The organism is Endozoicomonas elysicola (assembly GCF_000710775.1).
In the GTDB taxonomy this organism is placed as follows: Bacteria; Pseudomonadota; Gammaproteobacteria; order Pseudomonadales; family Endozoicomonadaceae; genus Endozoicomonas; species Endozoicomonas elysicola.
This window is the reverse complement of record NZ_JOJP01000001.1, coordinates 5,150,858-5,164,733: the sequence shown is the minus strand read 5'-3', so window position 1 is coordinate 5,164,733 and position 13,876 is coordinate 5,150,858. Positions and strand designations below refer to the sequence as shown.

Sequence of the window (13,876 nt, the reverse complement as noted above, 5' to 3'; positions counted from 1 at the left end):
CCTTCAGGCTGGGCGGATATCCCGGTTAGTGGCCAGGGGTGTGTTGGCGTAGGCATGGACTGGTTCAGCATAGGCGAGGCAGAGTATGAGTAAAGAGATTCTGTTGGTCGTAGAGTCCGTATCCAATGAGAAGGGAGTACCGCCCGAAGTTATCTTTGAGGCGCTGGAAACCGCTCTGGCGACAGCGACCAAAAAGCGGTATGAAACCGAAGTGGATATCCGGGTGGCGATCAACCGAGCCAGTGGAGAGTACGATACTTTCCGTCGCTGGACTGTAGTTGCTGATGAGGATTTTGAATTCGCCGGCATGCATCTGACGTTGGATGAAGGCAAGGAGCAGGATGAGTCCCTGGAAATAGGCAGCATCTGGGAAGAGCCGGTTGAGTCTGTAGGCTTTGGGCGTATTGCTGCTCAGACCGCCAAGCAGGTCATTGTCCAAAAGGTACGCGAAGCTGAGCGCATTCAGATGGTTGAGCAGTACCGCGATAAGATGGGCTCCCTGGTTTCCGGTACCGTCAAGAAAACGACCCGGGACAGTATTATTGTTGATCTGGGTAATAATGCTGAAGCAGTTTTAAAGAAAGATCAGACGTTGCCTCGGGAAAACTTCAGAATGGGGGCGCATGTTCGTGCGCTGCTACAGGAGGTGTCAACGGAAGGCCGTGGTCCACAGTTGATGCTTTCCAGAACAGCGCCTGCCATGTTGGTGGAGCTGTTTCATATCGAGGTTCCGGAAATTTCTGAAGAGGTTATTGAGATTCGTGGCGCTGCTAGGGATCCGGGATCTCGGGCCAAGATTGCAGTTAAAACCAATGATGGGCGTATTGATCCGGTGGGTGCCTGTGTTGGTATGCGCGGCGCTCGGGTTCAGGCGGTCTCTGGTGAGCTGGGTAATGAACGGGTTGATATCGTTCTTTACGATGATAATCCGGTTCAGTATGTCATTAATGCCATGCAGCCAGCAGAAGTCGCCTCCATTGTTGTCGATGAAGATAAAGGCACGATGGATATCGCTGTCAGTGAAGACAATCTGGCTCAGGCTATTGGTCGTGGTGGACAGAATGTTCGTCTGGCCAGTGAGTTAACGGGCTGGGTGCTGAATGTTATGACGGAAGAAGCAGCGGCCGAAAAGCAGCAGCAGGAAGCAGGTAAGGTCGTTCAGACCTTTGTTGACCGACTGGATGTTGATGCCGATCTGGCTGAGCTGTTGGTTGAAGAAGGTTTTACCTCCATGGAAGAGATTGCATATGTTCCCCTGGAGGAGATGTTGGCCATTGAAGGCTTTGATGAAGATATTGTCGAACAGTTGCGCTCAAGGGCCAAGGATCAGTTATTGACTCAGGCCATTGCCCAGGAAGAAAAGCTCGACGGTGTGCAGCCTGCTGATGACCTTCTGAATATGGAAGGTATGGAGCAAGATCTGGCATACGAGCTGGCCAGTCGCGGTGTTGTCACGATGGAAGATCTGGCAGAACAGTCGATCGATGACCTTCTGGACATTGAAGGGTTGAATGAAGATCGGGCTGGTGAGCTGATCATGACGGCGCGGAAACCGTGGTTTGAAGAAGCGGGTAACTGAGCGGGCCACTGAGAGGAGAAGTGTGAATGGCAGATGTAACCGTAGAGCAACTCGCGGCAGTGGTCGGCGCTCCAGTGGAGCGGTTGTTGCAGCAGATGAAAGACGCTGGTCTGACTAAAAACAGCGGCAAAGAGTCTGTGTCCGATGCAGAAAAACAGCAGCTGCTGGCCCACCTGAAGCAAGCTCATGGTGATGCTGGTACCGGTTCTGAACCAACCAAGATTACGCTGAAGCGTAAGACTGTCAGCCGTATGAAGGTTTCGGGCGGCAGTACTGGTAAGAATAAGGTAGTTAACGTAGAGGTACGTAAAAAGCGTACATACGTTAAGCGTGATGCCGAAGAGCAGAAGGCGGATGAGGCTGGTCAGGCCAGTGCTCCGCAGACTGATAGAAGGCAGGATGATCGTGGACAGCGTAGGGATGATCGCGGTCAGAGAGATGATCGTGGTGCTCGTCCAGCTGGTGATCGCGCTCCCCGCCCTTCGGGTGATCGTGGTCCTCGTTCAGCGGGTGATCGCGCTCCCCGTCCTTCGGGTGATCGTGGTCCTCGTCCAGCGGGTGATCGTGGTCCTCGTCCAGCGGGTGATCGTGGTCCTCGTCCGAGTGGTGCTCCAGGTGCAGCGGCGCCATCCTTTGGTGATGCCCCTCCGGCCCCGGCTGATGATCGTAAGTCTCGTAACAAGCGCGCTACTAAAGGCAAAGATCGTCGTAATGATAATGATGATCAGCCTCGTCGACGCGGTGGTCGTAATGAGCGTGAAGATCGTCGTGGTGGTAGTCGCAAGTTTGCACGCATTGCGCCTGAATCCATGGCTCATGGTTTTACCAAGCCGACAGCCCCTGTGTTAAGAGAGGTTTCCATTCCGGAAACGATCACTGTTGCTGAGCTGGCCAATAAAATGGCAGTAAAAGCGGCAGATGTAATCAAGGCCATGTTCAAAATGGGCTCGATGGTAACCATTAACCAGGTTATCGATCAGGAAACTGCCAGTATTGTGGTTGAAGAGATGGGCCACACATATAAGCTGACCAAGGCGGATGCGATCGAAGATACGCTGATTGACAATCAGGATGTTGAGACGGGTTATGAAGCCAAGCCTCGTGCACCGGTTGTTACCGTTATGGGTCACGTTGACCATGGTAAGACATCGCTACTGGATTATATCCGTAAGAGTCGTGTTCAGGCTGGTGAGGCGGGTGGTATTACCCAGCACATTGGTGCTTATCATGTAGAAACGGATCGAGGCATGGTGTCCTTCCTGGATACCCCGGGGCACGCCGCATTTACTGCCATGCGTGCTCGTGGAGCCAAGGCAACGGATATTGTTATTCTTGTTGTTGCTGCGGATGACGGTGTAATGCCTCAGACCGAAGAAGCGGTTCAGCACGCAAAAGCCGCTGGTGTTCCGATTGTGGTCGCCGTCAATAAGATGGATAAAGAAGACGCTGACCCAGACCGTGTTAAAAATGAGCTGTCTGCTCGTGATGTCATCCCTGAAGAGTGGGGTGGTGATACTCAGTTTATGCCAGTGTCTGCTTTGACAGGTCAGGGTGTGGAAGAGCTGCTGGAAGCAGTGATTCTTCAGGCTGAAGTGCTTGAATTGACTGCGCCTGATGAAGGTCCGGCCAGGGGGGTTGTTGTTGAGTCTCGTCTGGATAAGGGGCGCGGACCTGTGGCAACTGTACTGGTTCAGGCAGGCATGTTGAATCAGGGTGATAATATCCTGGTGGGTCAGCAGTTCGGGCGTGTTCGTGCCATGCTGGATGAAGATGGCAGGCCAATCAAGGCTGCGGGTCCTTCTATTCCGGTAGAGATCCTGGGCTTGGATGGTACTCCGGATGCCGGTGATGAAATGCTGGTGGTTCGTGATGAGCGTAAGGCTCGCGAAATTGCACTCTTCCGTCAGGGTAAATTCCGTGAAGTTAAGCTGGCTCGTCAACAGGCCTCCAAGATGGAGAATGTTTTCTCCAGAATGGGTACTGAAGAGACGAAGAAGCTGAATATTGTGCTTAAGGCGGATGTTCGGGGTTCTCTTGAGGCGCTGACCAGCTCGCTGCAAGAGCAGGGCAATGAAGAAGTTGAAGTCAGAGTTATCTCCAGCGGTGTTGGCGGTATTACTGAAACTGATGCGAACCTGGCCCTTGCTTCCAATGCGGTTATTGTTGGCTTTAACGTTCGTGCTGATGCTACTGCCCGTAAAGTTATTGAATCTGAAGAGCTGGACCTGCGTTACTACAGCGTTATCTATGACATCATCGACGATGTCAGAAAAGCGCTGACCGGTATGCTCGGGTCTGATACCCGTGAGCAGATTGTCGGTGTTGCCGAGGTCCGTGAAGTCTTCCGTTCGCCGAAGTTTGGTGCGGTTGCGGGTAGCATGGTTATCGAGGGGACTATTTACCGGAATGACCGTATTCGTGTGCTGCGTGAAAACGTGGTGATTTTCGAAGGTGAGCTGGAGTCTCTGCGTCGATACAAGGACGATGTCAGTGAAGTTCGTAACGGTATGGAGTGTGGTATTGCTGTTAAGAACTACAACGATGTTAAGCCCGGCGACAAGATTGAGGTATACAAGACGATTGAAGTTCAGCGTACGCTTTAATTCGTCTTAAGGCCTGAATTAATAAAATAAAACCCGCGGCCTGACCCGCGGGTTTTTTTAAGAATCACAAAGGCACAAAGTCACAAAGAGAAAAGGCTGCTTTGTGCCTTTGTGCCTTTGTGGTTTGCTCTGGAGTAATTTTCCAATGGCTAAAGAGTACAGTCGTAAGCAGCGAGTAGCGGAGCAGATTCAAAAAGAGCTGGCTCAGCTTATTCAGCTGGAAATGAAAGACCCTCGTCTTGGTATGGTCACCGTCAGTGCCGTTGAGGTAAGCAGGGACTTGGCGTTCGCTGATGTTTATGTTTCTTTTCTTGGGGTTGATGAGCAGGAAAGAATAGATCAATCTCTGAAAATACTGGGTCAGGCTGCGGGCTTTTTGCGCTCACAGCTTGCTCGGGCGATAAAGTTGAGATTTACCCCCCAGCTTCGCTTCTACTATGACAGCAGTCTGCAGCGGGGAGCTTACCTTTCTTCGTTGATTGATGAGGCTGTTGCTAAAGACGCTCAAGCGGGTAAAGGCATAGAAGGTTCTGAGGAGTAAGTCATGGCCAGAAGAGGTCGACGCGTTAACCGTGGCCGTCCAGTTGACGGTATCATTGTTGTAGATAAGGTTTATGGGGCGTCTTCCAATGAAGTGCTTCAGCGGGTAAAACGTCTGTTTAATGCAGCCAAGGCGGGGCATACGGGTAGCCTTGATCCGTTGGCAACCGGCGTTTTGCCTATCTGCCTGGGTGAGGCAACCAAGTTTTCCCAGTACCTTCTGGATTCAGATAAGTCCTATCGAACCACCATGAAGATGGGGGCTAGAACCACCACCGGTGATCGTGAAGGTGAGATAGTGGATGAGCGTCCTGTGACGGTTACTCGCTCTGATGTTGAGGCTATCTTACAGCAGTTCCGTGGTGAGATTGAGCAAGTACCCAGTATGTTCTCAGCGCTCAAGCATAACGGCAGGCCTCTGTACGAGTATGCTCGTGAAGGTATTGAAATTGAGCGCCCTGCTCGAACGATTACCATTCATCGTCTTGAGTTGTTGGATTTCGATGGGGATGAGTGCGTTTTCGAGGTCGATTGTACTAAGGGAACCTATATTCGCACTCTGGTTGAGGACATTGGTGAGGCGCTTGGCTGTCTTGGGCATGTTGCTGAGCTCAAGCGTCTTAAGGCAGGGCCTTACACTGAGCATCAGGCTTATTCTCTGGATGAGCTTGCGGCTATGCGCGATGACGCTCGTGATACCGCTCTGAATGTTGAAGAACGCATTGAATTTGCAGAATTGTCCGGTCTGGCTGATGAGTTGGGGCGTGACCGTATGGAGAAGTCTCAGTCTGAGCGCCTGAAAGAACTGTCGCGGGCTCGAAATAAAGCCGGTGACCGGGTTATCGATGGTCTCTTGTTGACGCAGGATAGCGCGGTCAGTGACTGGCCTCAGGTAAAGCTTGGAGAGACCAGTAGCTACTATATTTCCCAGGGAAACCCGGTTCAGGTACCTCAAGCGCCCACCAGTGGTAATGTGCGTATCTACGGTGTGGCTGAGGGTGTTGAGGGCTTGGTATTTCTTGGGATTGGTGAAATTACGGATGATGGTCTGGTTGCACCAAAGCGTCTGATTAAAGGTTGAGTTTGCAGTGCCACTGAATGGCCACCCAGGCACGGTTTTTTTGGACGCGTTCGCAACATAGTGATAGAATTCGTCGCTTGTTTAAATGGCTGGCTGTAAATATGCGCGGTCATGCCGGTTTTCTGTATTGCATATTATTTGGAGATTGAACAATGGCTTTGACTGCTGAAAAGAAAGCTGGAATCCTGAAGGAATTCGCTCGCGCTGAAGGCGATACTGGTTCCCCTGAAGTTCAGGTGGCTCTGCTGACCGCTAACATTGAAGGCCTGCAGGGGCACTTCAAGGCGAACCATAAGGATCACCACTCTCGTCGTGGTCTGATTCGCATGGTAAACCAGCGTCGTAATCTGCTGGACTACCTGAAGCGTAAGGACGTTGAACGTTACCGTTCTCTGATCCAGCGTCTGGGTCTGCGTCGCTGATCATTAGATGCGTTCATAAAGGGGTGGTGGTGTCTTGATATCACCTCCCTCAGTCAAGGCACCGCGAGCTGCATAATATGTGGCTGGCGGTGTTTTGTTATTTACAGGCTGATAAATTTAAGCCTGATACTGATTATTCTTCTTGTATCCAGAAGTATATTGGATTCTTTGGGGGTAGTTGGTACGAAAGGTTGCCCATGCCTGCACTCTGTCTGCATGGGGTGCAATTCAGAGGCTTCAGTAAGGTTGAGAGTATTTAGCCGGTTTTTGTAGAAGTTTGTGGATTGCATCCATCTCTATGACAGTGTGGATGCGGGTGGGGGTAATAACGTTTGGCTATAAAGGAAAATAACGTGAGTATTGCTCCAAAAGCATTTGCAAAATCCTTCCAGTTCGGTGATCAAACCGTAACTCTGGAAACCGGGCGTGTGGCCCGTCAGGCATCAGGTGCTGTTCTGGCATCTATGGGTGAATTACAGGTTCTGGCAACCGTTGTTGGTGCTAAAAGCGCCCGTCCGGGTCAGGATTTTTTCCCATTATCGGTTCATTATCAGGAAAAGGTGTATGCTGCCGGTAAGATTCCTGGTGGCTTTTTGAAGCGTGAAGGGAAGGCTAGTGAGAAAGAAACACTGACCTCTCGTTTGATTGATCGACCTATCCGTCCTCTGTTTCCGAAAGGTTTCATGAATGAGGTTCAGGTGATCATCACAGTAATGTCTGTTGATAAGAAAAATGATCCGGACATTCTGGGTATGATTGCTACCTTTGCGGCGCTGTCTATCTCCGGCATTCCTTTTGCCGGCCCTGTGGGTGCTGCCCGTGTAGGCTTCACTGAAGATGAGGGTTATATTCTGAACCCCTCTTTCGAGCAGTTGAAAAAATCTGAGCTGGACATGGTGGTTGCCGGTACTCATGATGCGGTGCTGATGGTTGAATCAGAAGCTCAGGAGCTCACCGAAGACGAAATGCTGGGGGCGGTTCTTTTTGCTCAGCAGGAATATCAGGTAGCTATTCAGGCTATTCAAGAGTTTGCTGCTGAAGTTGGCAAGCCTGCCTGGGACTGGCAGCCTGAAGCTGAAAAAACAGCCGTTAAAGAAGCGGTTGCTGCTGCATTTGAGCAGAAAATTCGTGATGCTTATGCCGTTACCATCAAGCAGGATCGCACCAACACGCTGTCAGCCCTTCGTAATGAAGCTGAAGCAACGCTGGTCGGTGAAGAAGAAGGTAAGTTTTGTGCTGATGATGTTCAGACTTACTTCAGCAAGTTAGAAAAGTCTGTCGTTCGCGGCAATATTATTAGTGGTCAGCCACGGATTGATGGTCGTGACACTAAAACGGTTCGCCCAATTAATGTAGAAGTTGGTCTTTTGAAAAAGACCCATGGTTCTGCTCTGTTTACCCGTGGTGAAACTCAGGCCATCGTTACAACGACTCTCGGTACTGCCCGAGATGCGCAGTTTATTGATGCGCTCGAAGGCGAAAGTCGTGATCCTTTCATGCTGCACTACAACTTCCCTCCATTCTCTGTGGGCGAGTGCGGTCGCATGGGGCCTCCAGGGCGTCGTGAAATTGGTCATGGCCGTCTGGCTCGTCGTGGTATTCAGGCTGTTCTGCCAACTGATGAAGAGTTTCCATACACCATTCGAGTGGTTTCTGAAATCACTGAGTCCAATGGCTCCAGCTCAATGGCATCTGTCTGTGGTTCTTCTCTGGCATTGATGGATGCTGGTGTGCCTTTGAAAGCGCCAGTGGCTGGTATTGCCATGGGTCTGGTTAAGGAAGGGGAGCGCTTTGCCGTTCTGACCGATATTCTGGGTGATGAAGATCATCTTGGTGATATGGACTTCAAAGTGGCGGGTACTGCTCACGGTGTGACTGCTCTGCAGATGGATATCAAGATTGCCGGTATCACAGAAGAGATCATGGATATTGCTCTGAATCAGGCTTTGCAGGCTCGTCTGCATATTCTGGCGGAGATGAATAAGGTGATTGCTACTTCTCGCAGTGAGTTATCACCTAATGCGCCAATGACCATGACTGTGAAGATCGATCAGGACAAAATCCGTGATGTTATTGGTAAGGGTGGTGCGACCATTCGTTCTATCTGTGAAGATACCGGTGCGTCTGTAGATATTGCTGATGATGGCACTGTTAAGATTTATGCGGAAACGCGTGAAGCCTGTCAGGCGGCTTATGATCGTGTCTATGGTGTAACGGCTGAGGCTGAGATTGGTAAGATCTATGAAGGGGTTGTTACTCGAATTGTAGAGTTTGGTGCCTTCGTAAATATTTTGCCTGGTCAGGACGGTCTGGTGCATATTTCCCAGATTGCGGATCACCGCGTTGAGAATGTTGCTGACTACGTTAAGATGGGTCAGAAGCTTGAAGTTGTCGTTATGGATCTCGACAACCGTGGTCGTATCAAGCTGAGTATGAAGGAAGTGGCTCGTATTAAAGAACAGCAGGCTGCTGCGGTTTCTGAGTAAGAGCGAATAAGGGCTTTAGAATCGCAAAGATGCTAGGGAATAAAAGATTTTTGCTTTTTCCTTTGCGTCTTTGTGGTTAAAGCGGTGTTCTTTAGCTCAAAAAAAAGCACCTTTCGGTGCTTTTTTTATGCCTGATGATTACTCATCAAGGAAGCTTCGGAGGTGGTCGGATCGAGTTGGATGGCGCAATTTTCTCAGGGCCTTCGCTTCAATCTGGCGGATACGCTCACGGGTAACGTCGAACTGCTTACCTACCTCTTCCAGGGTATGGTCAGTGTTCATATCGATCCCAAAGCGCATTCTTAATACCTTGGCTTCACGGGCGGTCAAACCGGCCAGCACTGTCCGGGTAGACTCTCTAAGGCCTTCGCCAGTTGCGCGGTCAATTGGAGACTGCATAGTGGCGTCTTCAATGAAGTCACCCAGGTGTGAGTCTTCGTCATCACCGATGGGGGTTTCCATTGAGATTGGCTCTTTGGAAATCTTTAGAACCTTACGGATTTTGTCCTCGGGCATTTCCATGCGGATAGCCAGCTCTTCCGGCGTAGGTTCGCGTCCCATCTCCTGCAGCATCTGCCTGGAGATCCGGTTCAGCTTATTGATGGTTTCAATCATGTGAACCGGTATTCGGATGGTACGAGCCTGGTCTGCAATAGAGCGGGTAATTGCCTGACGAATCCACCAAGTGGCATAAGTTGAGAACTTGTAACCGCGACGATACTCAAACTTGTCCACAGCCTTCATTAGGCCGATATTGCCTTCCTGGATCAGATCAAGGAATTGCAGGCCCCGGTTGGTGTATTTCTTGGCAATGGAAATAACCAGACGAAGGTTGGCTTCTACCATCTCTTTTTTGGCTCGACGAGCACGAGCTTCGCCAAGAGACATCTTACGATTGATGTCTTTTATCTGAACCAGGGAGAGACCAAACTCCTTTTCAATGTTGGTTAGTTTCTTCTGGGCGCGAATTATCTCGTCACGATAATTCTGAAGGGCTTCAGCATAACCACCACTACCGCTAGCGAGTTCGTCGATCCATTCAAGATTGGTCTCGTTACCTGGGAATGCCTTCAGGAAAATTTTACGCGGCATTTTTGATTTACGAACACACAGTTGCATGACAGAGCGTTCGTTGTCGCGAATACGCTCGACCGCATTGCGGATTCTGAAAACCAGCATGTCGAAGAGGCGCGGAACCAGTTTCAGAGGCATAAAGGCTTCAGCCAGTTCAGTCAGGGCGGCCTGGCTGTTTTCACGCCCATGACTGGCGATGATTGCTGTAGTCTTTTCCAGGGCTTCTCTCAGAAGAGTGAAACGCTCTTTGGCTTCTTCAGGATCAAGGCCACTATCGGCTTCGTCCTCTTCGCTATCTTCATCATCATTCTCACCATCATCGTCGATGTCTTCATCGATCGTTACCTCTTCGATGGTGGGCGGCGCGATAGGGGTATCATCATCGGGGTCAATATAGCCACTGATGATATCCGTCAGGCGTCCTTCTTCTTCAGTAAGACGATCGTACTCATCGAGAACAATCTGGGCTGAGCCTGGGAATTGAGCCAGCGCAGACATGACTTCACGCCAGCCTTCCTCGATGCGCTTGGCAATTTGAATCTCGCCTTCACGGGTTAATAGTTCTACCGTACCCATTTCGCGCATATACATACGCACCGGGTCAGTAGTTCTGCCAGCCTCCTGCTCAACAGCGGCGAGTGCCGCAGCCGCTTCTTCAGCAGCGGCTTCATCAGTGTCGGCTTCAGCCATGAGCAGGGTGTCAGCATCTGGAGCGGTCTCGTAGACGCTGATACCCATGTCATTGATCATGCGGATAATGTCTTCCACCTGATCAGGATCGGAAATATCTTCCGGAAGATGGTCATTAACCTCCGCGTAAGTCAGGTACCCCTGTTCCTTACCACGGGCGATAAGCTCTTTTAATCTGGATTGTTGTTGCGAATTAGCTGACATATCAACCCTTTAACAGCGGATATTGACGAACCGGACAAAAAAACGTAAGCAGGCAATTATAGCTCATAAACTGGGTAAAGTACCACAGGGCAGCGGCCCGACTTAGTTGGACGAGGCACCGGAATGCATTCCATGACGCGGGTTACCTTTCCTTGGTGTTTTCAGACCGGGTTTGAATTAGAAATGTGGCCAATAATGCAGTTCCACGGGACACAGTGAAATTCAAGTATACCTAATATTTTTTGTTGTGCAGTTATTTTTTTTGTGCATCACTATTTACCCCCAGCTTTTGTCGTCTTAGTTGCTCCTGTAGTTCACGAAATTGCCTTCGAAGATCTTCGTCCAGCTGTCCTGGTTTCTTATTCTGAAGACTTTGCAGAAGGTTTTTATATTGATTCTGCTGAAGGTTTAGTCCCGCTTTTTTGCGAATGCTGGTCAGTGTTTCCAGAAACTCATCCCGGTGTGCTGTAGTGCCGTGATCCAAAGCAGCTAAGGCCTGCAGGCGTTCGCCTTTTTCGGTGCCATACCATTGGGCAATCAGGGTGCTGGTTTTCAGTGTCGGATTTTTCTTGAGTATTTTCAAGAGATCGATCAGTAATTGACTATCACCGTCGTTTTCCAGTTGTAGATCATCGAATGGCTCTAGTGTTTCCTGAGCGAACTCTGGATTACAAAGTAGCTGTCGTATGGCATAACCAGAGGTTGCCAGCCTTGCCGAGTTGCGAGCAATGGTCGGCGCACTATGGCGTTGCTGCTGTCCTGATGTGTACTGTGGCTCGCTGTAGCCAGCATCATGAGGTGGGCAAGGCTCATAATGCCCACTATGGGAGATTTCTCCATAGTTGTTTGATGAATCGTAATGCTCCGGTTCTGGCGGCCGAGTAGTGGCAGGTTGCTCTTTGGTACGAATGCTCTCCTGAAAGTGAGCTTCCAGGTAGTGAGTATCCAGCCCTGTATGGTCCGAGAGCTTTTTCAGGAGGAGTTGGCGGAAAAGGCCTTCTGGTAACTTGTCGATGTAAGGCTGTGCCAGTTTGGCAAGGCGGGCGCGGCCATCCATAGTGCTCAGGTCCAGATCTGCTTCCAGCTCTCTGAATAGTAAGTTGTCCAGGCTGATGGCCTGGTTTTTAATGCGCTCAATAAAGTGCTCGGCACCTTCTTGGCGCACCATGCTATCCGGGTCTTCTCCCTGGGGGAGGAATAGGAAGCGAGCCTGGCGGCCATCCTGCATATTGGGGAGGGTCGACTCCAGGGCTCTCCATGCAGCCCTCCGGCCAGCATCGTCGCCATCAAAACAGAAAACCACTTCGGGAACGACTTTAAACAACCTCAGCATATGATCAGGGGTCGTTGCAGTTCCTAATGTCGCCACTGCGTTCGTGATGCCCTGTTGTGAAAGGGCGACGACATCCATATAGCCTTCGACCACCAGAATTCGACTCAGCTTACGGTTCGCTTGTCGAGCTTCAAAGAGGCCATAGAGCTCTTTCCCTTTATGGAAAATGGGGGATTCAGGGGAGTTAAGGTATTTGGGCTTTTCATCTCCCAGGACACGGCCGCCAAAGGCGATGTAGCGACCTCTACTATCCCGGATGGGGAAAATAATGCGGTCGCGAAAGCGGTCATATATTGTGTTGCGATCTTCGTTTTTGACCAGCATGCCTGTGGTGATCAGCTGCTGTTCTTTTTCTGGCGATGTGGCCAGTTCTTTTTTCAGGTTGTCCCACCCCGGTGGTGCAAAACCGATAGCAAAGTGCTGGCAGGTCTGCTGATCAAGGCCGCGGTTTTTCAGATATAGGGATGCTCGTGGCGATTGCTCGTGCTGCTTTAACTGACGGCTGTAAAAATCAACAGATCGATCCATCAGGTTGTAGAGTTCGCTGTGATCCGGGCCGCGTTGCTTTTGTGAGTTTTCTTCCCTGGGGACTTCAAGTCCAAGTTGTCCGGCCAGTGTGTCTATGGCTTCCGGAAAATCCAGGTGGTCGTGATCCATTACGAAGCCGAGTGCATTGCCGCTGGCTCCACAGCCAAAGCAGTAATAAAACTGTTTGTCCGGGCTGACCGTAAAGGATGGTGTTTTCTCTTTGTGAAAAGGACAGCAGGCGGAGTAGTTGCGGCCAGTTTTTTTCAGCTTAACCCGGTGATCGATGACATCAATAATATCAATGCGGGTGAGTAGGTCATCAATAAAATATTGAGGAATCCGTCCGGCCATAATAGAGCGCTGCGCCTGAAACAGAATGCGATTAATGAATTGAGTTTATCACCCGTCTGGGTGAGTGTCAGCCTAATCGGGATTTAACAATTTTGCTGATGGATGACATGTCAGCCCGGCCTTGAGCCTGTGGTTTGACAATGCCCATCACTTTGCCCATGTCGGCCATACTGGATGCGCCGGTGCTTGTAATGGCAAGGTCGACCAGTTCAGTGATTTCGGATTCAGAAAGCGGTGTGGGGAGAAAGTCGGCAAGAACGTTAAGCTCCAGCTTTTCCTGATCAGCTAGATCCGTGCGCCCGGCAGACTCGAACTGTTCAATGGCATCGCGACGTTGCTTTACCATTTTGTCCAGTACTGCCAGGGCACGTTGATCGTCTAATGATTTTTCATCGATCTCAATTCGCTTCAGTTCGGCCAGAGCCAAACGGATAGTACCCAGTCGTGACTTGTCGCGATTGCGCATGGCTTCCTTCATGGCTTCTGTCAGTTGGTCCCTGACAATGCAATCACTCATGACACGTTCCTTTATTCGCTTAAATGGGTCTGAAGCTTATTCAGGTCAAAGAGTAAATCATACGATTGATTCAATAGACCGTGAAGTCAATGGATCAATACAGACGCTCACGACGACGCTGCTCGCGCTGCAGTTTTTTAAGATGACGCTTAACAGCAGCAGCGGCCTTGCGCTTGCGAACGGTAGTTGGCTTTTCGTAGTGCTCACGACGACGAACTTCAGCCAGGATACCAGCTTTTTCACAAGAGCGCTTGAAACGGCGCAGGGCTACGTCAAACGGTTCATTCTCTTTAACTTTAACAGCAGGCATGCAGAGATCACCTTCCTTTTAATAACAAGTTGTTGACCATGAATCCGCCAAAGTCGGTATGACTACAGGCTAAAAAAACTCATGGCTGGATTACAGCCAATGCTGCGCGAATGCGATGATCCGCCCCTGTGATTACTAATTTTCGCTCTATATAAAGA

General features: G+C 50.3%; 10 protein-coding genes. 6 read left to right on the top strand and 4 right to left on the bottom strand.

Features of this window, described 5'->3' with window-relative positions; translation table 11 throughout:
• Positions 1–85: 85 nt before the first annotated feature.
• The 6 genes from nusA (at position 86) to pnp (ending at position 8,711) form a co-directional block, all read left to right on the top strand.
• Positions 86–1,579, top strand: coding sequence for a transcription termination factor NusA (gene nusA, locus GV64_RS21735; RefSeq protein ID WP_020582370.1), 1,494 nt, complete (start codon positions 86–88; stop codon positions 1,577–1,579).
• Positions 1,580–1,605: 26 nt separating this feature from the next.
• Positions 1,606–4,182, top strand: coding sequence for a translation initiation factor IF-2 (gene infB / locus GV64_RS21730; RefSeq protein ID WP_020582369.1), 2,577 nt, complete (start codon positions 1,606–1,608; stop codon positions 4,180–4,182).
• Between the two features lie 145 nt (positions 4,183–4,327).
• Positions 4,328–4,723, top strand: a complete 396-nt coding sequence (gene rbfA, locus GV64_RS21725) for a 30S ribosome-binding factor RbfA (RefSeq protein WP_020582368.1) — start codon at positions 4,328–4,330, stop codon at positions 4,721–4,723.
• Between the two features lie 3 nt (positions 4,724–4,726).
• Entirely contained in the window at positions 4,727–5,803 is a 1,077-nt protein-coding gene (gene truB, locus GV64_RS21720; protein ID WP_020582367.1) for a tRNA pseudouridine(55) synthase TruB, read from the top strand.
• Positions 5,804–5,955: 152 nt separating this feature from the next.
• Positions 5,956–6,225 carry a 30S ribosomal protein S15 gene (gene rpsO / locus GV64_RS21715; RefSeq protein ID WP_020582366.1) on the top strand — a complete coding sequence of 90 codons (270 nt, stop codon included), beginning with the start codon at positions 5,956–5,958 and terminating at the stop codon, positions 6,223–6,225.
• A gap of 353 nt (positions 6,226–6,578) precedes the next feature.
• Positions 6,579–8,711, top strand: a complete 2,133-nt coding sequence (pnp, locus tag GV64_RS21705; protein ID WP_020582364.1) for a polyribonucleotide nucleotidyltransferase — start codon at positions 6,579–6,581, stop codon at positions 8,709–8,711.
• A 138-nt stretch (positions 8,712–8,849) separates the two neighbouring features.
• Here pnp and rpoD read toward each other — a convergent pair whose 3' ends face one another.
• The 4 genes from rpoD to rpsU all read right to left on the bottom strand — a co-directional run bounded on the left by rpoD (position 8,850) and on the right by rpsU (position 13,718).
• Positions 8,850–10,679, bottom strand: coding sequence for an RNA polymerase sigma factor RpoD (gene rpoD / locus GV64_RS21700; protein ID WP_020582363.1), 1,830 nt, complete (start codon positions 10,677–10,679; stop codon positions 8,850–8,852).
• A 253-nt stretch (positions 10,680–10,932) separates the two neighbouring features.
• Complete coding sequence (gene dnaG / locus GV64_RS21695) at positions 10,933–12,891, bottom strand: DNA primase (RefSeq protein WP_020582362.1); 1,959 nt, start codon at positions 12,889–12,891, stop codon at positions 10,933–10,935.
• Between the two features lie 67 nt (positions 12,892–12,958).
• Positions 12,959–13,408, bottom strand: coding sequence for a GatB/YqeY domain-containing protein (locus GV64_RS21690; protein WP_020582361.1), 450 nt, complete (start codon positions 13,406–13,408; stop codon positions 12,959–12,961).
• A gap of 94 nt (positions 13,409–13,502) precedes the next feature.
• Complete coding sequence (gene rpsU, locus GV64_RS21685; protein WP_020582360.1) at positions 13,503–13,718, bottom strand: 30S ribosomal protein S21; 216 nt, start codon at positions 13,716–13,718, stop codon at positions 13,503–13,505.
• Positions 13,719–13,876 lie beyond the last annotated feature (158 nt).